Genomic DNA, 19,003 nt, shown 5'->3' with positions numbered 1-19,003 from the left:
CCGCTAATCGGCTGAATCGGAACGATATCAGGATTCTGCATGAAGAAAAGGCAATCGAGAATAAAGTGAGAAAATCAGCGCGGATAAATCGTTCAGCGAAGCGCAGCCATTCCGTTCGATGCAGCTAAGGCTGAACTCAATTGAAACTCCCGTTGAACGGCGGCTGCAATGGTTCGGGTGAGATGGTCTGCCATCAGTGCCCCTTTTTCAGCAGTGGCAGCTTTGGCAGAAGAGAGAACGCCCGATGCAGGAACCCACTCTGGACGCTGAGGGTAGACGTCATAGGCTGGAAATTCCACAGGGGGAACGTCAGGAATGAGGTCGAGTCTGACGAGTTTCGGATGATAGTGCGCCATCAGTGAAGTTTCCATCACAGCAGCATGTTCCAGCGCAAAGCCAGGAAAACCGTCTGGAAAGACTTGAGCCAAAATGTTCTCGGTCAGAAACTCCCAATACTCGACGCGCATCACCCGCAGTTTTGATGCACTGCCCATATCGCGCACGGCAAGTTCAATTCCTTCGGTGAGAAACCACTGATTTTCGTAGTGACCGTTCAGGACAACAATTTGATCTGCCCCCTGTCGCGCCAGTTCGCGCACGACATCTCGAATCATTTGGATCAGACTGTTGCCATCCAAACTGGTCGTTCCTGGAAAGTGCTGTCCTCCGCCCGACTTAGGCTGCGACTTGTAGCCATAGCTGACGGTTGGCGCAACAATACCGCTGATTTGCTCTGCCACGCTTTGCGCGATCGCGGTGCTAAGCAATGCATCCGTACCGAGCGGTAAGTGAGGACCATGCTGTTCCAGGGCACCGCAGGGAATCAGGACGATCGCATTTCCATCCTGAAGCCGCTGCTGGTACTCAACCCAACTCAATGAACCCATCATTAGTGGATGCATAGAAGACTCGCTTTCTTTCAAGAATTCTGTTGAGCAGCAAATCACGATCGCTGAAAGTATTGATTCTTCGCGTCTTTTTTCGCGTCTATTACAGAGCCAAAGTGCAGGTTAACGATTTTAATCTAACTGGCTCTACCTAACTAACTCTGCCTAACTAGCTCTGCCTTTTAACAAGCGATCTTGCAAGACCTGCGTTTTCTGCTGCCTTGGAGTTCAGAATAAATGCACTGAAGCCGCAGTTGATGTAGCTCTCAATACAAAATCGGAGTTTATCTTACTAAATCCACAATTCATTTTGCTTCTTCATCAATGAAAAAATACTTCTGCATTTTCAGATGAAGAATTTAGCAAAAACATATTGCTTTAGTTACGAATACCTTAGCAGAAGAAAAAGATGCTGCCACAAATCAAGCTTTCCTGACTTTTAGATAGACAGGTTGTCCAAAACGTTATGCAGTAGGCAATTGAGCAATTTTGAGAAGGCAAAGTAACATTTACGCTAGCTCATTACATATTTGTACTCAGCTTTTAGTAGCTTCATCACGACCTGCGACTCATAGCGAATCACGCCTGGAATTTCGTGAAGCTTTGCATAAAAATTGAGCAGCTCATCGTGCGTTCCAAAGAAAACATCAACCACGATATTGTGATGACCCGCAGTAACCGCAACGAATTGAACTTCGTCGATTTCAACCAGTGCGGCTGCAACTGCATCAATCTTGCCGTTTTCCACAAAGAGTTGAACAATCATGACGCGAGGTGTACCCAGATGCTCTGGATTTGGCGTAGCGTGAATCTTGACGATCTTGGACTGCAAGAGTCGCTGCACCCGATAGCGGGCAGTTGCTTCCGGCAAATTCAGCCGTTTAGAAACTTCAGCAAAAGACATGCGCCCATCGGTTTTAAGCAGCCCGATAATCGCGCGATCGAGATCGTCGAGGGCGATCGATGCTGGAGGAACGGAATTGGTTGGAGTCATGGCCTTTGAAAAACACAACTTTCGATGTATTAATTACCAAAATAGCAACTCTAGTTCAGGGAGTTACGGTTGTATTATAAATAACTTTTTTGAGTTGCTCCTTTCTTTACAGTGAGGCTAAGGCAATTAAGATTTTAGTGATTCGTTAAATTCTTAGCAGTTTTTTCAATTCAAACTTCAGCCTCGATCGCTCAGCTGCCGCTCAATTTGCAGCAGGAGTTCCATTTTCCCTGCGACAAAATGTCGATTGCTTACCGAAAATGGCTGAAACAGCTTGGTCTTCAGTTTGGCACTTGCTAATGCAGCAATGCGGTTTCATTCCAAATCTCACTTCCACCTGATTCTTCTTCAGCATCTATGGATTGATTCATCTTTTCTCTCAAGTGCATCATGAACCGTATTCTTCGACGATTAAACCATTTGCTTCGATTCTGTGTTCTCCTTCGTAAGGATCAGGATAATGGAAAATACTGTTTTAATTAAAAATGCGACCGTTCTTCCCTTCACGCGACAAGCGAACGGTTCCCTGAACTTAGAGCCTCAGATTGCTGATGTGTTGATCGAGGGCGATCGCATTGCTCAGGTTGCTCCTGCCATTGAATCTGCGCCGCCGTCCGCCTCAGTGATTGATGCAGCAAATCACCTTTTGATTCCTGGCTTTGTCAATGCTCATGCTCACTCAATGGAAATTTTGGAGAAGGGTAACCATGAAGCATCGCCCCTGGAGCTATGGATGCTTTATACCTACCCGCCATTGCAATCCCAGCACCTTGATGCGCGTTTGTGCTACCTCCGCACGCTAATCGGTGCAATGGAGATGGTGAAATATGGGGGAACCACAATTCAGGATGATTTGCTGGAGCTGCCCTATGTTACGCCAGAAATTTTTGATGCGGTTGCCCAAGCCTATGTTGATGTCGGGATGCGAGTCAGTCTCTCGCTCCACACAATCAACCAACCGCTGCACCACACTGTTCCTTATTTGAGCGACTTCCTGCCCGCCGACGTGAAGCAGGATCTAGAAGCGGCTCAGGGACTTTCTGATGATGCGTGGGTTGATTTGTTTCGTCAGGTTTACCAAAAATGGCAGGGCTATCGAGGATTGGTGACAACTGTTTTGGCTCCTTCTGCATCGCAGCGCGTCACGCCTGATTTGATGCACCGGATTGCCACCCTATCTGAAGAATACGATGTGCCCATTCACACGCATCTGCTGGAAACCAAAACCCAGGCAATGACCGGACCGGAACTGTATGGCGAATCAGTCGTTGCCTATGCAAAGCGACACGGAATCTTGACGCATCGAACGGCGATCGCCCACGGAGTCTGGCTATCCACACAAGACATTGAACTGATTGCAGAAGCCGGAGCAACGGTGATTCACAACGTGGTCAGCAATCATCGCCTGTGCAGTGGCATTGCACCAATTCGAGAATTAATGGATGCGGGAGTCAACATTGCGCTGGGATCAGACGGCATGAGTTCCAATGATTCCTTTAATCTATTTGATGTAATTAAAGCCGCAGGGCTGGTGCATTCGGCGATGGATACTTCCTACGATCGCTACCCGAAAGCCGCAGATATATTGAAATGGGCAACCTATGGAGGAGCCAGATCTGCCCTGCTGCACAACGAGATTGGGGCGATCGCACCGGGAATGAAAGCCGATCTGGTTCTCTACGATCTCAATACCCTCAGTTTCACTCCCCGTTATCAACTACCGATTCACCTAGTGTATGCCGAGAATGGCAGTTCGATTCGCAAAGTCTTTATCAATGGTCAATTAGTGGTTGATCAGGGACGGGTGTTAACGGTCAACGAAGCCGATATCGTGGCAGAGTTGCAGGATCGTTTGCCCGAATACGCCGTTCATCGTAAGCAGATTTTGCAGCAGGCAGAGCGGATTCGTCCTGCTGTTGAAAAAATGCTGTCAACCGCTGTTAGCCAGTCTTTATCCATTCATCGTTTTAGTCGTCCCCTGCACTATGTTTCGTAGGCACTATGTTTCGTAAACTCATTCGTCGCGCAACTGTTCTTCCCTTTGTTCAACAACCGGATGGCAGTTTGGATTTATCGCCTTGCTGTGTGGATCTGCTCATTGAAGGCGAGCGTATTATCCAAATTGCCCCAGAGCTAGACGTTACTGCCGATCAAATTGTCGATGCGACTGATCTCTTGTTAATTCCTGGCTTTGTGGATGCTCACACCCATACGACCGTAGGAGTTTTAGAAAAGTGTGGCTATGAAGCATTGCCTTTAGAGCAGTGGATGCTGTATCTGCCCCCTAACGAGCGACTAAACCCCCGCCTGCATTACCTCTGCACAATGGTCGCAGCCCTGGAAGCGGTGAAGCATGGCACAACCACAATGCAAGACGACATCTACGCATTGCCCTATACTCCCCCCGAAATGTTTGGGGCAGTGGCACAGGCATACGTTGATTTAGGGGTGCGGGCAAGTTTATCGGTTCACGCCATCAACAAGCCGCTTCACGAAACGGTTCCTTATCTGGCTGACCACCTGAGCGATGAGCAGAAGCAAAGCTTTATTTCAGTAAGTACCTGTACTCCAGCCGAGTGGGAATCCGTCTTCCGGCAACTCTACCGAGACTGGCACAGACAGGCAGACCTGATTACCACCGTCCTGGCTCCCTCCGCATCGCAGCGAGTTACCCCTGAACTGATGCATCAGATTGCCGCCCTGTCAGAAGAATTCAACGTGCCCATTCACACGCACCTGCTGGAAACCCGAATGCAGGCAGTGACCGGCGCAGAATTTTACGGAGAATCAGTCGTTGCCTATGCAAAACGACACGGGATTTTGACGCACCGAACAACGATCGCGCACGGAGTCTGGCTATCGCAGGCAGATATTGATTTAGTGGCAGAAGCCGGAGCAACGGTGGTTCATAACGTCGTCAGTAATCATCGTTTGTGCAGTGGAATTGCGCCGATTCGCGAGTTGATGGCAGCCGGAGTCAATCTTGCGCTGGGGACTGATGGCATGGACAGCTTTAACCTGTTTGATGTGATCAAAATGGCAGGCTTGGTGCATTCTGCAACCGATGGCGATCGCGAGTTTTATCCCAGGGCAGCCGATGTGCTCAAATGGGCAACCAGGGGCGGTGCGAGATCCACGCTGCTGCAAGACCAGATCGGGGTGATCGCGCCGGGAATGAAAGCCGATTTTGTGCTGTATGACCTCAACTCCCTGACCTTTACCCCGCGCAATCAACTTCCCATTCATCTGGTGTATTCGGAGCGGGGGCGATCGATTCGTCAGGTTTATGTGAACGGACAACTGATTGTGAAAGATGGACAGGTTTTGACGGTCAATGAGTCCGACCTTTTGGCAGAACTGGGAGAGCATCTGGCAGCCTATCGCAGCTACCGCGACCAGTGGCATCAACAAAGCCAAACGCTGCGTCCGATGATGGATACGGCATTTCAAAAAATGCTGAGTCAGCCATTACCGATTCAGCGATTGAATACGGCCTATCGCGATCAAAGTCCTTCGCCTGCAAATGTTGCCGAAGTGATTTTACCCCTATCTTCCTGAGCCCTAGAAAACACCGCAAGTTGTTCAACAAGTTTTGTTCGATTTCATCCTTCCTCTCATTAGCACTGCTATGAACTACAGAAACTCGGATTCTTCTAACGCCTCTTTTTTGCAGTCGATTACGCGCCGTAAGTTTATCCAGCATGCGTCTCTGGCAACGCTCACCGCAGCAACCACCAAGCTAACAAGCTGTGCGAACGCTCAGGAACAAGCTTCGACAGGAGCCAGCCCTGCTGCGTCGGGTGGCGGCGGCACGCTTCGGATTTTGTCCTGGGCAGGCTATGACGAGCCGGAGATTATTGGGAAGTTCGAGCAGGACAATAACGTCAAGGTTCAGTTCAAAACCTATGTGGGTGGCGAACAAATGCTTCAGTTCTTTAATCAGTCTCCGCCCGGCACATTTGATGGCATTATCTCCGATGGGGAATATGTCACCAAACTCATGCAGCTAGGCGCGATCGATTCCCTTAACCCGGCTGATTTTCCCGATCTGCAAAACTTTACGGCTGGCTATCAAAAATTTCCTGGCTTCTTTCTGGAAGATCAAATGATGGCAGTGGGAACTCGCTTTGGCAACTATGGCATTGCCTACAACACCAAATATATTCAGCCCGAAGAAGTCACTAGCTGGAATTTTCTCACCAACCCGAAACTAAAGGGTAAGGTTGCCTTTTTTGACTGGTATCTTCCCAACATGGGCAACGCCAGTCTTGCACTCTTTCCCGACAACCCAAATCCTTATGCGTTGACAGAGCAGCAGCTGCAGCAGGTGAAGGACTGGCTGATTAAAGTCAAACCGAACGTGGCGCTGATTACGCCTAATATTCAAGACATTACCAATGCCTTTATCAACGAAAGCGTAATTGCAGGCCCCGTGGGAGACTGGTTGATTCAAAATGCGATCGCAGACGGCAAAACAAACTTTGCGGCAGTCGTTCCCCAAGAAGGATCGATTCGCTGGAGCGAAGGCGCAACGCTCTGCTCTGCAAGCAAAAATAAGGAACTCGCACTGAAGTGGGTACAGTACATGACGCTGCCCGAAACTCAAGCCAAGCTAGCAAACGCGAAAGCCTACAAGGGCATAGCACCGAACCTGAAAGCCCCTCAGTTTATGAGCGATGCGGAGAAGCAACTGCTGGGGTACGTTCCAGATAAAGCCAATCCCAACAAGACGCTTGTAGAGGTGCAACTAGAGCGTACCCGTGCCCGTCAGCTGCCCGTCAATCAGCCCGAAAAGGTTTGGCAAGACCTCTACAACGAATTTAAGACCAGCTAGTGGAGAGCAAGCTTGCTGAAGCGACGGGTTGATGTCTGATTTCTCCCCAATTCCCTCATCCGATCAAATCTTTATTCCTATGAACCATTCTTCTGCGACCGGGCTGCAATCGAACCCATCTGCGAGGGCAAACCTTGGCTCATCGCTAACGGAGAGCGCAACGGCTTCGACTGCTCACGATTTAGAGATTTGCGGAGTCTCGAAGCAATTTGGCTCGCTCAAGGTGCTGGAGAACATCGATTTGAGGGTCAAGGCAGGGGAGTTCATCGCAATTATGGGTCCGAGCGGGTGCGGAAAAACAACACTCCTGCGAATCATTGCCGGGCTGGAAGGAATGACATCGGGTGAGATTCGACTTCAGGAGAAAGACATTACCGCTCTTTCGGTGCATCAGCGCAATACACCAATGGTTTGGCAGAGCTTTGCTTTGTTTCCCCACCTTAACGTGCAGCAAAACATTGCCTTTGGGCTGACGTTGATGACTCATCGCAAAGCAGAGGTCAAGCGCAAAGTGCGAGAAATTGCTGCAATGATGCACCTGGAGCCGTTGCTCGATCGCCGGATTAGCCAATTAAGCGGCGGGCAAAAACAGCGCGTGGCGATCGCCCGTGCCCTGATCACCGAACCCAAAATTCTGCTGCTCGATGAACCAATGAGTGCCCTCGACCCCCATCTGCGGGTGCGGATGCAGGGTGAACTAAAGCGGCTCCAGCAGTCGTTGGGCATTTCGTTTATCTATGTCACTCACAATCAGAACGAAGCATTTTCGATGGCAGATCGCGTCGTTGTGATGAATGGGGGCAGGATTGAACAGGTGGGAACGCCTGCGGAAATTTACAGCCGTCCAGCAACCCACTTTGTTGCCGAGTTTGTAGGAAACAACAATCTGTTTGACGGTGAGGTGATCAGTGTCAGTCCAAATCGGGTAACGGTTCGTTGTCCGCAAGGCACGATGCAGGCACTCTGGCGTGAGCAGCCGCATCAGGTGGGCGAGGCTTCGCCGTTCCCCCTTCAGGGTAAACGGGTGACGATCGTGGTTCCCGCTGAACGGGTTGCGCTCGCTTCCACAGAGGGTTCAGTGGAAAACAGACTAGAAAACAAAATTGATGCGACACTGCGAGGCTTTGAATTTATGGGATCGCAGGTGATCTATTTTCTGGAAACCGACACGGGCTACGAAGTGCGAATGATTCGTCAAGAAGCCCTCGATCACACTCTGGCAGTTCCGATTAATTCCAGATTGCAACTCGTCTGGAAAACTCAGGACACCGTTTTACTAGGCGAACGGATTCAGTGAGGAAATAGTGAGGAAATGACGATTGTGACCAAGCAACTTCCGATTTCCCCTCGGCGATCGCGCGCCCGCTGGCTGCCTCAAGAAATCAGCCTCCTGAAATATTTTTGTCTTGCACCTGCCGTTATTTACGACAGTATTCTTTTCCTGCTGCCCCTGTTCTTTCTCATCTGGATTGGATTTTGGAGCGTCGAAAATTATCGAGCAGTTCCTGGCTTTTCTCTGTCGAATTACCTGGATATTTTCAGTCAATTCTTTACACGGTCGCGCTATGGCTATGCGATCGCTCAGTCGCTCTGGGTCGCTTTCACCACAGCGGCACTCGGTATTCTGCTGTGCTATCCCTTTGCGATGGCACTCGTGTTTCTAGTCCCCGAACGACTTCAGAGATTGCTTTTGGTACTGGCAATTACGCCGTTCTGGACAAGCTATATTCTCCGCCTTTACGCCTGGCAAACTATCCTCAACAATAACGGGTTGCTCAATTCGCTGCTTGTGCAACTGAACTGGATCAAAGAGCCATTGCAAATCATGTTTACTCAATGGGGCACTCGCATTGGTTTGCTGCACTACCTTGCCCCGATTATGATTTTGATTCTCTATCTGGTGCTGCGAAACGTCGATCGCACCTTAATGGGAGCGGCTCGTAATTTAGGAGCAACCCAGTGGCAAACCTTCTGGCGGGTCGTGCTGCCGCTCAGCAAGCCGGGAATTGTTTACAGCGCAGTTTTTGGTTTGATTATCAGCTTGGGGGATGTGCTATCGGGTACGATTCTGGGCGGCGGTACAGGTCAATCGATTCTGGGAAGATTCCCTCTGTTCTCGACCATCATCCTGAACGAGTATGCGGCTTCTACCAATTTGCCGCGCACTTCTGCCCTGGCAACCCTCCTGATTGGCATCATGATTGTGATTTTGGTAACTGGATTTAAACTGGCTGAATCGGAGCAGTGAACATGAGCGCACCGCAGAAACGGGGCATTGACTTAGGGCTGGCGATCGCGGGATGGGGCTACCTGCTAATAGGATTTATTTTTCTGATGCTGCCGATTGTCACCCTGATTGCGTTTTCCTTTGAAGATGCCCGTTTTCCAACTTTGCCCTGGGCAGGATGGACAATGCAGTGGTATCAGGAATTGCTGACGGATGGTCGATTGCTGCAAGCCCTTCAGCGCAGCCTGATTGTGTCACCCCTGGCAGCGGCAGCCGCAACAGCGATTGGCTTCTTTGCTGCCTACGCCCTGAATCGATTTGACTTTCCGGGCAAGAGCTTCTTGTCTACGCTATTCATTGTACCGATTCTGGTGCCGCCCTTAATCCTGGGGGTCGCATTTCTGGGGCTACTATCTCGTCTCAATCTGCAAGGGCAAATCCTGAGCGTCTTCCTTACTCATGTCGTCATTCTGATGCCGACCGCGATCGCGCTAGTCAGTCTACGCCTGGCTCAAATGCCAAAAGATATCGAAGAAGCCGCTTGGAATTTGGGCGCGAATGAGTGGCAGGCACTTTACCGCGTGATTCTACCCTGGGCAATTCCGGGAATTGCGGGAGCCTGGTTGCTAGCATTTACTTTTTCCTTTGATGAATTTATCATCGCCTGGTTTGTATCAGGGTTTGAACCCACGCTACCCGTGTCAATCTATACCTTCCTGGGTGCCAATCTTAGCCCTTCGCTCAATGCCATTGGAACGATCGTGTTTGGCATCTCTGTTGTGCTGCTGATTGGGGTAGAACTTTTATTGCTTCCTTTGTTGCTGGAGGGGCGATCGTCTATGTCGAAAGATGAGACGGCATAGTCCTTGGGATGGAGATAGACCCTATGCCTCCCCCAGAGAAGTCCGTCCAACTTTGACCTTTTTCAATGAGTGCTGCCAATTGTTTCAATCGTTATTTCCCGAAGCGCGGAGCTTTGAAGCCTTCAAGTTCTTGCACTCGGGGCTAATCTCAGACATCAAACGTAAATCCCTGCCTGCCATTGCCATAGCAGTGGGGCTTGATGACCTCAAAGTCTGCATCACTTCCTCACCGCATTCTCTCTGATGCCATTTCCCTGGAACAGCTTTTTCTCAAGGACTAAACTGGGTTATAGAACATTGGAGGGTGTGCGAAGATGAACGCTTCAAAGTCTGATGCTGTGGGGACAGCAATCGGTAAAGTGTTATTGATAGGGGTAACTGGGAGAACAGGCAGCAATGCAGTCAAAGGATTGCTTGAACAAAATGTGACTGATCTGCGGGCTGTAACTCGTAAAGTTGACCTTGAGCGTCCTTCCCTGTTGAAATTGCATAACAGCGGTGTTGAGCTAATTGAAGCGGATCTCGATGATGAGTCTTCATTAAAAGCAGCCTTTACAGGGATTTCAGCCGTTTACTGCCATGGAACTGCTGCAGATTCTGCCAAGCCTGACTCACAAGAAATTGCAAGGGCAGAGCGAGTTGCACAAGCTGCTAGGCAAGCTAATATTAGACATTTTGTCTATAATTCTGCGGGAGGAGTCGATCGCAATTCTGGCATTCCCCATATTGAGCAGAAGCATCAAGTTGAGCAGATTCTAAAGCAAGCGAACTTACCTACAACAATGCTGCGAGCTTGCCTATTTATGGAAGAGTTCTGGAAGCAATACACCCGACCGTCTATTCTTAAAGGATCTTTTCCCTTTGCAGTTCAACCCGATAAGCCGCTGCATCTGATTACAACAAAAGATATGGGACGAGTGGCTGCCCATGTGATGAAGCACCGTTCTCAGTATGTGGGGCAAGCCATTGAGCTGGCTGGGGATGTATTAACCCCTAAGCAAATGGCAGAGGCATTTTCGAGAGCACAGGGAAGTCCTGTAATTTACAAGGAAATCTCTCCCTGGATTTTCCTACTTCTATTCCGCAAATCGTTGTTTGATTTGATTCAGTGGTATCGAAAGCAAGGCTATCAAGCGGATGTTCTCCGTTTACGAGAAGCATTTCCCGGGCTTCTTACCACCTTTGCCCAATTTCTAGAAGAAACAGATTGGGCAAATGCACAATTGACATATCAAGATTTGTAGAGCTCAAAAATCTAGAGAGCTTATCTTTATTTTGCCTCAAACTCTCCTTCCTAGATTGACACTGCAAATCTAGAGGATTGTATAACAGGCGTTGCTTATTAAGGGTATGACTCAACAAGGCACCGGAACATCGTGGAACTTGAGATAGTGCTGTAACAACCGAATTGAGTGTGCCAGCATTTCTACTGACTTGGAATAGCACAACGTTTTGCGATGCAATCGCGCCAGATAATGTCGCAACCTTGTGTTTTCACCTTCAATTCTGGTCATATACGTCTTGCTCACAATTTGGTCGCCTGCGTCAATAAACTGGGGATACACCTTCCATCCATCAGTCACGTAGAAATAACAACTCCATTGCTTCGCAATCGCCCAGAGGGGTCGGAACGTTTCAGCACTGTGGTCACCCAACCTCCAACCTAAAATTCCTGCTTGGAAGTGGTCAACCACTGTCCAGAGCCAAATCTTGTTTTTTTGAGCCAATAAAGGTTTCTAATTCATCAAGTTCCGCGACTTGGGGCGTTGATTCTGGTTCCTAGGCATCAGGCAACCGTTCCCCGACTTGTTTGACCCAAGTGATGATTGTGGTGTGATGAACTCCTTTAACACGCTCAATCGCACGGAATCCCATGCCATTGACGTACAGTTTGAGGCACTCCCGTTTCACTTCGTCACTGTAGCCTTTGTGGGCTTCATAGCGATCAACAAATTGACGCTTGCAATCGACACAGATGTGATTTTGTTTACCCTTCTTGATGCCGTTTTTACGAATGTGAGTCGAGCCGCACTCCGGACATTGCATGAAAACCAACCCTAATTCATACTCTAATTATGCAACGCCGTATAACAATAGGAAACGATCGCCGTTGAGGAAATTGTCAGAACTGATCCCTCTAATCGCAGATAGCCGTGGAGATCATTCGTGAAATTCGAGCCATGGGATTTGTAATTGAACGGGTGTTAGCCGATAGCTGATATGGGGAAAGTGGCGATGTCACAGGCGTTCTACATCAATTAAAGTTGCCTTATATTGTCCCAATTCGTTCCAATCATGGCGTGCTCATGCCAAAGGACAACGAGTGCGCTACAACTGCTGGCGTGCTTACGACCAACCTTTAGCCGGATAGCCCACTCAACGCCGTGATATCTGCGAAATCATCTTCGGGACTCGTCGCTCAGTCCGGTTCTACCAGATTACTATGGGCATGGTTAGAACAATGGTTACATGTTTTTCCAGTGCCTGGACTCAAACGAGCCTTACATCAGTTAATGGATTGGATGGATACCTTCCAGATCCTTTCAATCCCAGACCTGAAAGCAGCTTGATGTGCCTTGAACGTCTTCTCTTCTATGGTAGTAACAAAAGAGGGATCGGAATGAGCCTCTCGCTCAAGATTCAATTTCCTTCAATTGCTCCCAGTGCCAATAATGTGATCCTTTGTGCTTCCGTTAAACCCCTGGCTCTGGTGATATTCATGCCTTCGTAGAGGTTTTTGGTCTTGAGAACCTTCAAACAGGTGCCTTGAGCCACGTCCCAAAGGCGAATCGACTCATCTCCGCTGCCAGTTGCTAAAAATTGACCATTCGGGCTGAATGCTACAGAGCAAACCTTTTCAGTATGTCCTTCAAGTGAATGCAGACACTGACGGGTTTGAGTATTCCACAGCTTGACTGTATTATCTTCGCTACCGCTTGCCAGGGTAAGATCAATTGGGCTAAAGGCAACAGAGCGGACTCGTCCCGTATGTCCTAGCAGTACGACAATGCATTCTCCAGTTATCACATCCCATAGTCGAACCGTATTATCTTCGCTACCGCTGGCAAGCCAAGTTGCATCTGGGCTGAAGGCAATCGATCGGACTCGATTTGTGTGCCCGATAAAGGATCTGAGGCATTCGCCAGTCTCAGCATTCCAGAGTTGGACGATTTCTTCTTCACCAGCACTGGCTAAAAGCAGAGGACGGCTTTGATCAGAAGCCACTGGGCTAAAGGCAATTGCTCTGACGCGTCCGGTGTGTCCTTCAAGAACTCTCAAGCACACCCCTGAAGGTACATCCCAGAGCCGAATGGTTCGATCGTCTCCAGTACTTGCCAAGATTCTCCCATCTGGACTGAACATCACAGACAAAACGCGTTTGGTGTGTCCTTCTAATTGCCTCAAGCATTGCCCGGTGCGGCAATCCCAAGTTCGAACAATTTTGTCACCGCTGCCGCTGGCAATCACATGACCATTTGGGCTAAAAGCAACAGACTGAATCCAATTGGTTTGTTCACGAAACGTCCGAACACATTCTCCTGTCTGAACATTCCAAAGCCGCAGTGCGTGATCTGCACTTCCAGCAATCAAGTGATTCCCATCGGGACTAAAAGCGACAGAACGAACCCAGCGAGCGCGACCTTGAAGAGTACGAAGACACTGCCCTGTATCCACGTTCCAAAGTTTGACGCTGCGATCAGCACTCCCGCTCGCTAACACGTCACCTTGAGGAGCAAAAGTAATACAGCGAACCCAGTTCGAGTGCCCCAGCAAGGTTTGCAGGTGAAGTCCGGTATCCGTGTCCCACAGTCTGACCGTTTCATCGGAGCTTGCCGAAGCCAGTCTTTTTCCATCCGGGCTGAAGCGCACCGATCGCACACAATCTGTGTGTCCACCCAAGCTTCTGATACATTCGCCCGTCATGACGTTCCACAGTTTAACGCTCATATCGGAACTGGCACTGGCAAGCAACTTGCCTTCTGGATGAAACGCAACACATCTCACCCAGTTGGTATGTCCGGTTAATGTTCTTAAACAGGCTCCTGTATTGGCATCCCAAAGTTTAATTGTTTGATCTTCACTGGCACTTGCCAGGAGCAGAGAATTTTGGGCATCTGCAACAGTGTCTACTGCAACAATGTCTACTGAACGAACCCGATCGCTGTGACCTTCGAGAATCCTCAAACAGTCTCCCGTTTCCACATCCCAAAGGCGAATGGTTTGATCCGCTCCAGCACTGGCAACCCATCGTCCCGTTGGGTCAATTTTCACCGATCGAATCCGGGCGCTGTGTCCACGACAAACCCTTAAACATTGACCAGTTCGAGTGTTCCAGATTCTCAGCGTATAATCACCGCTTCCACTAACCATTAGGGATTTAGTCGGATGAAACGAAACCGATCGAACCCAATCTTCATGTCCTTGAAGAATCAAGCAAAGTTTAGTGTTTTCAACCTGCCACAACCGTACTTCTCCAATGGCATCGCCGGTGGCGAGCAGTTTGCCATCTGGACTAAACTCTACAGCAGAAATGGGTCCCAGCGTTTCCGAAAAAACGGACTCGGTTAAATCCGCATCGGCAAAGTTCACCTCGTGTAACTTCACCTCAGGCAAATAAGCCTGACGAACGGTCAAACCAGAAAAATCATAGTTGGTCAAATCTGCTTTCAAGTAATAGAGTAAGTTAATGATATTTCCGGCTGTATAGCCCATCGTCAAATTATTTCTCTGCAAAGTTCCTATTAATCGGGTTAAATGTTCTACAATGCTCGGCGTGTTTCTGAGCCTTTTAAGGAGAGCACTCTCTAGCATTCCTAGAATTGTTCTGGTTTGAAAATCTCTTGCATAATCGACTGTTTGCGCTTTTATGAGTGCATGGGTCTGTAAAAGTCCTGGGCTTTGTGTGATGACTTCATTACAAACTTGTCTGCTGAGTTTGTCTATCGCGTATTCCATTACAACGGGCTGCAGTGTGAAAAACTTGTTCTGAGAACTCTCAATCAGCGATCGCTGCTGTAAATCCTGGATTGCTGCCAGCAGGTCTGCAAGATCGACCGGGGGTTCAAAGTTGGGGTATAACTCTTTCACGGAAACAGGCTCACGCTCGATCGCCAGCCAGTACATCACCTGCTTTTCTAAGCTTGAAAGTCCTTGAAACTGTTTATCCAGTAAATCACCAATTCGAGGTGGAATAAAGTTGCTTCCCTTGAGAAAATTGGAAATACTGCGCCCAAAAAATTGCTGAATGTTGGAGACTACAATTTTCAGCATCAGGGGATTACCCGTGTATCGTTGAACCAGGGTTCTTAAATCCTGCTCCGAATCTTCCAGTAAACCCTGATCCTGAATTAGCTGTTGGCTGACTGAGCTACTTAACCCTCCCAAGAGATACACCCGAAATCTTGCATTATCAAAGGTCACAAACTCATCCGGTCTTTTTCGACCCGCTAAAACGAAGCAACTATTGTGCCGTCCAGTCGCCACCCAGCTAAACAAGCTGCCGTAGTCGCTGTAGTTCTGGCGGTAATAGCCAGGGCGAACGTTCGGGTAGTCCTCTAGTTCGGGTCCATCCTGCAAAATAGTCTCAATATTATCCAGGACAATTAAGCAACGGTGTTCCCGTAAATACTGCTGAAGTCGATTGATGCTCAAATCGGTTGTTTCCTGTTTACACAAAACTTTCACCAGATCGACAACCAATTCAGTTAAGGGTGGAGCATTAATCAACGATCGCCAAATCACAAACTCAAACTGCTCCTGAACTGATTCAGCGAGCTTGACCGACAACGTTGTTTTACCAATTCCTCCACTGCCAATAATGGTAACTAAGCGATAGCGATCGGTCACAATGCATCTCGACAAATCAGCAAGCTCATCTTCCCGTCCATAGAAAGTATTAACTTCAGGAGCATCACCCCAATCAACCCTTTTCTCAGCATTCCCGAATGGGATGGGGGGACTGGGAGTTGTAAAATCTGCTGGGGTAAGTTCCAGAGCAAATACGGCAAATAATTTTTTGATTGAATTGCGATCGCTCTTGTCTAGATCCAGAACCCTTGAAACCGTTCCAGCATCAAGGTTGGCACGAGCAGCAAGCTCTTCGATCGAGATGCGCCTGACTCCTTCTAGAACGGAAGCATTTTGAATTGCTGCTTCAAGCTTGTGCCGACCTTGCGTCGTCAGAATGAGGCCGCGTCTTCTTCGTCCAGGGCTGCCAAACGTCATCGAGGTTTACGAGGATAAACTCCAGCTTGGGAACTCAAGGTAAATCTTCAGGAAATAGAGTGATTATTCCTGATTCTAAGCTAAATTCAAAAGCGTTGACTTGAGGGTTTTACAGCAATTGGGGTAACCCATCCTGCTGCCGATTGCATTCGCATTAATACAAGCTCCAGTGATATGAGCGTGTTGTCGCCAACATCGCTGCGGCTTGACCTTAACTTCGGGAACCTGGAGTTAAGCTCGATTTCCGGAAGATAATGGTTTTTCCTGATCTGAAATATGCACTGTTATTTCAGGTGCAAATTCGCTCAATTCTAAGTAATCGCATGAGTTGCTAAACCAATACAGCAACTCCTTTAAGTTCTTTTTTAACTCCCAGATTTTCGCTAGAAGCCAGCCGAATTCTGTCATCTAATAAAACTCACAACCTCGATCCATGAGGGAAATGAGGACATGATCTGGGATGCAGTACCTCGACTGTTCAGAATGAGCATTACAACCGGACTGACATTTGCGGCTATTGCAGCGGTTATTCCGGGATTGATGGGATGCTTTATCGCTACGGATGCTTACTTGCGCCAACAGTCTAGACAGCAATTCGAGCGGGAGCAGCAGGCGATCGCAAACACTGCCTTTGCTTTGGAAACAGCAGGAGATTACCAGGGGTGTATTGCTCAGGCAGAGCAAGTGTCATCTAAAGCAAATGTTTACTGGGCAACACAACTCCACCTGAGAAACTGTCAAACCAAGCTTGCAATGTTTCAGCTTGCACAAGCGAGACAAAACGCAGCACAGGGAGAATTTGCTCAGGCGATCGAAGCAGTAAGCCAGATTACAGTGGGTGCAGCCCAATACAATGAGGCACAGCAACTCATCCAGCAATGGTCAGAACGGATTTTAGAAATTGCATGGAGCGAGTACTGGCAGCCGATAGATCAGCTTGATCAGGCTTTGACAATCGCAGGCGCAATTCCGGTGAACAGCCCAATCTACCCCAAGGCGCAGGCACAAATGCAGCAGTGGCGGCAACTCTGGGCTGATAATCACCAGCACTGGTTCACGGCTCACGCAGCCCTGAATCTGGAGCAGTTCGATGTCGCATTAATGCAGGCTCAGCAAATCAAGGAGCATCCCTTCTGGGCCCATAGCCGAAGTTCGCTGATTCAAACGGTGGAAGAAAAACGACTTCAGCAGCAGTACGAAGACATCTGGAACACGGCTGAGCATCTGCTCGCCCAGGGAGAACCCCAAAACGCGATCGACACTGCAACTCAGTTGCCTAACACCTTTCCCTGGGGCGAACGCAAGCGGCAAGTAATCGATCGAGCCGAAGCAAAACGGCGACAAGTCATCCTGTGCCAAAGCCTTTCACTGGGATTGCTCAACTGCTATTAGGTTGCATTCTATTGAACATGCATTACAAGTAAGACCTAGGGGGGCGGTTCAGGTCATCATGATGACTTTTCAAACGTCTCTTAAACAGAAAAGTCGCGCCTCGTTGAGCAATGCTTCCTGGATCAGTCCTGTGGCAGGGTTTCACTCAAGGTAGAAGCAGGATTGTAGAAGGTGCTATATCCTGTAGAGTGCTTGAAACGTTGGAGTCTCCTTTAGGGACAGAATCTTCTATGCAATATATGCGGCTGGGCAATACTGGACTCAAAGTTTCACGCATTTGTCTCGGCACCATGACCTACGGCAGTCCCCAATGGCGGGAATGGGTTTTGCCAGAAGAGGAGAGCCGTCCCTTCATTGCTCGATCGCTGGAAGCAGGCATCAATTTCTTTGACACGGCGGATATGTACTCGCTGGGCGAAAGCGAAGTGATTCTAGGACGGGCATTGAAGGAATTTGCTAAACGGGAACAGGTGGTGATTGCCACCAAAGTGTTTAATCCCATGAGCAACGACCCCAACGATCGCGGTCTGTCGCGCAAACATATCTTCGATAGCATTGATGCGTCACTGCGGCGATTGCAAACGGATTATGTAGATCTGTACCAGATCCATCGCTGGGATAGCGAAACGCCGATCGAAGAAACGCTCGAAGCCCTGCACGATCTGGTGAAACTGGGCAAAGTTCGGTACATTGGTGCATCCAGCATGTATGCCTGGCAGTTTGCCAAAGCCTTGTACCTGGCAGATTTCCACGGCTGGACGCGCTTTGTCTCGATGCAGAATCATTACAACCTGGTGTATCGAGAAGAAGAGCGGGAGATGCTGCCTTTGTGTCGAGCAGAAGGGATTGGTGTCATTCCCTGGAGTCCGCTGGCACGAGGATTTCTGGCAGGCAATCGGCAGAAGGAAACGAAGGGTGAAACCACGCGTGCCAAAACCGATGACTTTGCTCATCAGCTTTACTATCAGGAATCTGATTTTGAAGTGGTGGATCGTGTCGTTCAGTTAGCTCAGGAGCGCGGCGTGACTCCGGCACAAATTGCGCTGGCATGGCTACTGCATCAACCGGGCATCACGGCTCCGATTGTTGGGGCAAGCAAAATGCATCACCTGGAAGATGCGATCGCTGCTCTCGAAATTGAGTTAACCGACGCAGAGTGCCAGCGATTGGAAGAGCCTTACCAACCTCATCCCATCCTAGGACATCGCTAAAAACGAAGGGGCTAGCTTCGTATCCCAGAGCAATGAGTGAGGAATTGGGTTCAGACGTTGAGCACCCAGTGAGAGGGTGGTTGGGAAACCCGATCGAACAAAGCCATCGGGAAATAAAGCAACGTGACGATTCAAGGCTTGGCTTTGAAGTGATTAAAAGCACTAAACGATTTTGTCAAGCACTGGTTATCTCCAAAGCTTATTGCGCCGTGGCTCTAACTTCAGCAGGTCACAAAAAGAAGCATTAAAGATTGCAACGGCTGAAACCGATCGCATCATCCGGCTATTACAGGATTGACTAGATCTGGCAAGAGCCGATAGTGGTCATTTACACTTCCACAAAGAGAAATTTGTTGAAGCGATTTAGTAC

The 19,003-nt window shown here is 48.9% G+C and carries 13 protein-coding genes and 2 pseudogenes; 11 read left to right on the top strand and 4 right to left on the bottom strand.

Annotated features, from left to right (window positions below):
* Nucleotides 1–92: 92 nt before the first annotated feature.
* Together H6F80_RS05335 and H6F80_RS05330 are read right to left on the bottom strand one after the other, a co-directional pair.
* On the bottom strand, nt 93–902 hold the full coding sequence (locus H6F80_RS05335; RefSeq protein ID WP_190790564.1) for a creatininase: 810 nt from the start codon (nt 900–902) through the stop codon (nt 93–95).
* Nucleotides 903–1,401: 499 nt separating this feature from the next.
* A complete protein-coding gene (locus H6F80_RS05330) occupies nt 1,402–1,881 on the bottom strand; it encodes an Lrp/AsnC family transcriptional regulator (protein WP_190790563.1) in 480 nt (159 codons plus the stop codon).
* Between the two features lie 460 nt (nt 1,882–2,341).
* Here H6F80_RS05330 and H6F80_RS05325 point away from each other — a divergent pair, with 460 nt between their 5' ends.
* The 8 genes and pseudogenes from H6F80_RS05325 (at nt 2,342) to H6F80_RS05290 (ending at nt 11,049) form a co-directional block, all read left to right on the top strand.
* Nucleotides 2,342–3,877 carry an amidohydrolase family protein gene (locus tag H6F80_RS05325; protein ID WP_190790562.1) on the top strand — a complete coding sequence of 512 codons (1,536 nt, stop codon included), beginning with the start codon at nt 2,342–2,344 and terminating at the stop codon, nt 3,875–3,877.
* A 5-nt stretch (nt 3,878–3,882) separates the two neighbouring features.
* On the top strand, nt 3,883–5,439 hold the full coding sequence (locus H6F80_RS05320) for an amidohydrolase family protein (protein WP_190790561.1): 1,557 nt from the start codon (nt 3,883–3,885) through the stop codon (nt 5,437–5,439).
* Between the two features lie 70 nt (nt 5,440–5,509).
* Entirely contained in the window at nt 5,510–6,715 is a 1,206-nt protein-coding gene (locus H6F80_RS05315) for an ABC transporter substrate-binding protein (protein WP_190790560.1), read from the top strand.
* Between the two features lie 79 nt (nt 6,716–6,794).
* Nucleotides 6,795–8,012: an ABC transporter ATP-binding protein gene (locus H6F80_RS05310; RefSeq protein WP_190790559.1), complete on the top strand. Its 1,218-nt coding sequence runs from the start codon at nt 6,795–6,797 to the stop codon at nt 8,010–8,012.
* Nucleotides 8,013–8,036: 24 nt separating this feature from the next.
* On the top strand, nt 8,037–8,963 hold the full coding sequence (locus H6F80_RS05305) for an ABC transporter permease subunit (protein WP_190790558.1): 927 nt from the start codon (nt 8,037–8,039) through the stop codon (nt 8,961–8,963).
* 2 nt (nt 8,964–8,965) lie between these two features.
* A complete protein-coding gene (locus tag H6F80_RS05300) occupies nt 8,966–9,805 on the top strand; it encodes an ABC transporter permease (RefSeq protein WP_190790557.1) in 840 nt (279 codons plus the stop codon).
* A pseudogene (locus H6F80_RS05295) lies at nt 9,792–10,036 on the top strand (hypothetical protein); the annotation flags it as partial. The gene H6F80_RS05300 and the pseudogene H6F80_RS05295, both read left to right, overlap by 14 nt.
* An 83-nt stretch (nt 10,037–10,119) precedes the next feature.
* On the top strand, nt 10,120–11,049 hold the full coding sequence (locus H6F80_RS05290; RefSeq protein WP_190790556.1) for an NmrA/HSCARG family protein: 930 nt from the start codon (nt 10,120–10,122) through the stop codon (nt 11,047–11,049).
* Between the two features lie 111 nt (nt 11,050–11,160).
* Here the strand turns inward: H6F80_RS05290 and H6F80_RS05285 are convergent.
* Both H6F80_RS05285 and H6F80_RS05280 read right to left on the bottom strand, forming a co-directional pair.
* A pseudogene (locus H6F80_RS05285) lies at nt 11,161–11,851 on the bottom strand (IS1 family transposase).
* Nucleotides 11,852–12,445: 594 nt separating this feature from the next.
* On the bottom strand, nt 12,446–16,030 hold the full coding sequence (locus tag H6F80_RS05280) for an NACHT and WD40 repeat domain-containing protein (protein ID WP_190790555.1): 3,585 nt from the start codon (nt 16,028–16,030) through the stop codon (nt 12,446–12,448).
* A gap of 483 nt (nt 16,031–16,513) precedes the next feature.
* On the opposite strand from H6F80_RS05280, the gene H6F80_RS05275 reads away from it, so the two are divergent.
* The 3 genes from H6F80_RS05275 to H6F80_RS31110 all read left to right on the top strand — a co-directional run bounded on the left by H6F80_RS05275 (nt 16,514) and on the right by H6F80_RS31110 (nt 18,881).
* Nucleotides 16,514–17,422 (top strand): hypothetical protein, encoded by a 909-nt coding sequence (locus tag H6F80_RS05275; protein WP_190790554.1) that lies wholly within the window; start codon nt 16,514–16,516, stop codon nt 17,420–17,422.
* Nucleotides 17,423–17,652: 230 nt separating this feature from the next.
* Nucleotides 17,653–18,633, top strand: coding sequence for an aldo/keto reductase (locus H6F80_RS05270; protein WP_190790553.1), 981 nt, complete (start codon nt 17,653–17,655; stop codon nt 18,631–18,633).
* Nucleotides 18,579–18,881, top strand: a complete 303-nt coding sequence (locus tag H6F80_RS31110) for a DDE-type integrase/transposase/recombinase (RefSeq protein ID WP_518523518.1) — start codon at nt 18,579–18,581, stop codon at nt 18,879–18,881. Before H6F80_RS05270 ends, H6F80_RS31110 begins: the two co-directional genes overlap by 55 nt.
* Nucleotides 18,882–19,003: the final 122 nt, after the last annotated feature.

This window comes from Leptolyngbya sp. FACHB-711 (assembly GCF_014695615.1).
Classification (GTDB): Bacteria; Cyanobacteriota; Cyanobacteriia; order Elainellales; family Elainellaceae; genus Leptolyngbya_A.
Note: the sequence above shows the minus strand (reverse complement) of the source record. Positions and strands in the feature narration are given on the sequence as shown.

Coding starts and splice junctions, on each gene's coding strand:
- H6F80_RS05335 (WP_190790564.1), bottom strand. CDS start 902: ATGCATCCACTAATGATGGGTTCATTGAGTTGGGTTGAGTACCAGCAG.
- H6F80_RS05330 (WP_190790563.1), bottom strand. CDS start 1,881: ATGACTCCAACCAATTCCGTTCCTCCAGCATCGATCGCCCTCGACGAT.
- H6F80_RS05325 (WP_190790562.1), top strand. CDS start 2,342: ATGGAAAATACTGTTTTAATTAAAAATGCGACCGTTCTTCCCTTCACG.
- H6F80_RS05320 (WP_190790561.1), top strand. CDS start 3,883: ATGTTTCGTAAACTCATTCGTCGCGCAACTGTTCTTCCCTTTGTTCAA.
- H6F80_RS05315 (WP_190790560.1), top strand. CDS start 5,510: ATGAACTACAGAAACTCGGATTCTTCTAACGCCTCTTTTTTGCAGTCG.
- H6F80_RS05310 (WP_190790559.1), top strand. CDS start 6,795: ATGAACCATTCTTCTGCGACCGGGCTGCAATCGAACCCATCTGCGAGG.
- H6F80_RS05300 (WP_190790557.1), top strand. CDS start 8,966: ATGAGCGCACCGCAGAAACGGGGCATTGACTTAGGGCTGGCGATCGCG.
- H6F80_RS05290 (WP_190790556.1), top strand. CDS start 10,120: ATGAACGCTTCAAAGTCTGATGCTGTGGGGACAGCAATCGGTAAAGTG.
- H6F80_RS05280 (WP_190790555.1), bottom strand. CDS start 16,030: ATGACGTTTGGCAGCCCTGGACGAAGAAGACGCGGCCTCATTCTGACG.
- H6F80_RS05275 (WP_190790554.1), top strand. CDS start 16,514: ATGAGCATTACAACCGGACTGACATTTGCGGCTATTGCAGCGGTTATT.
- H6F80_RS05270 (WP_190790553.1), top strand. CDS start 17,653: ATGCAATATATGCGGCTGGGCAATACTGGACTCAAAGTTTCACGCATT.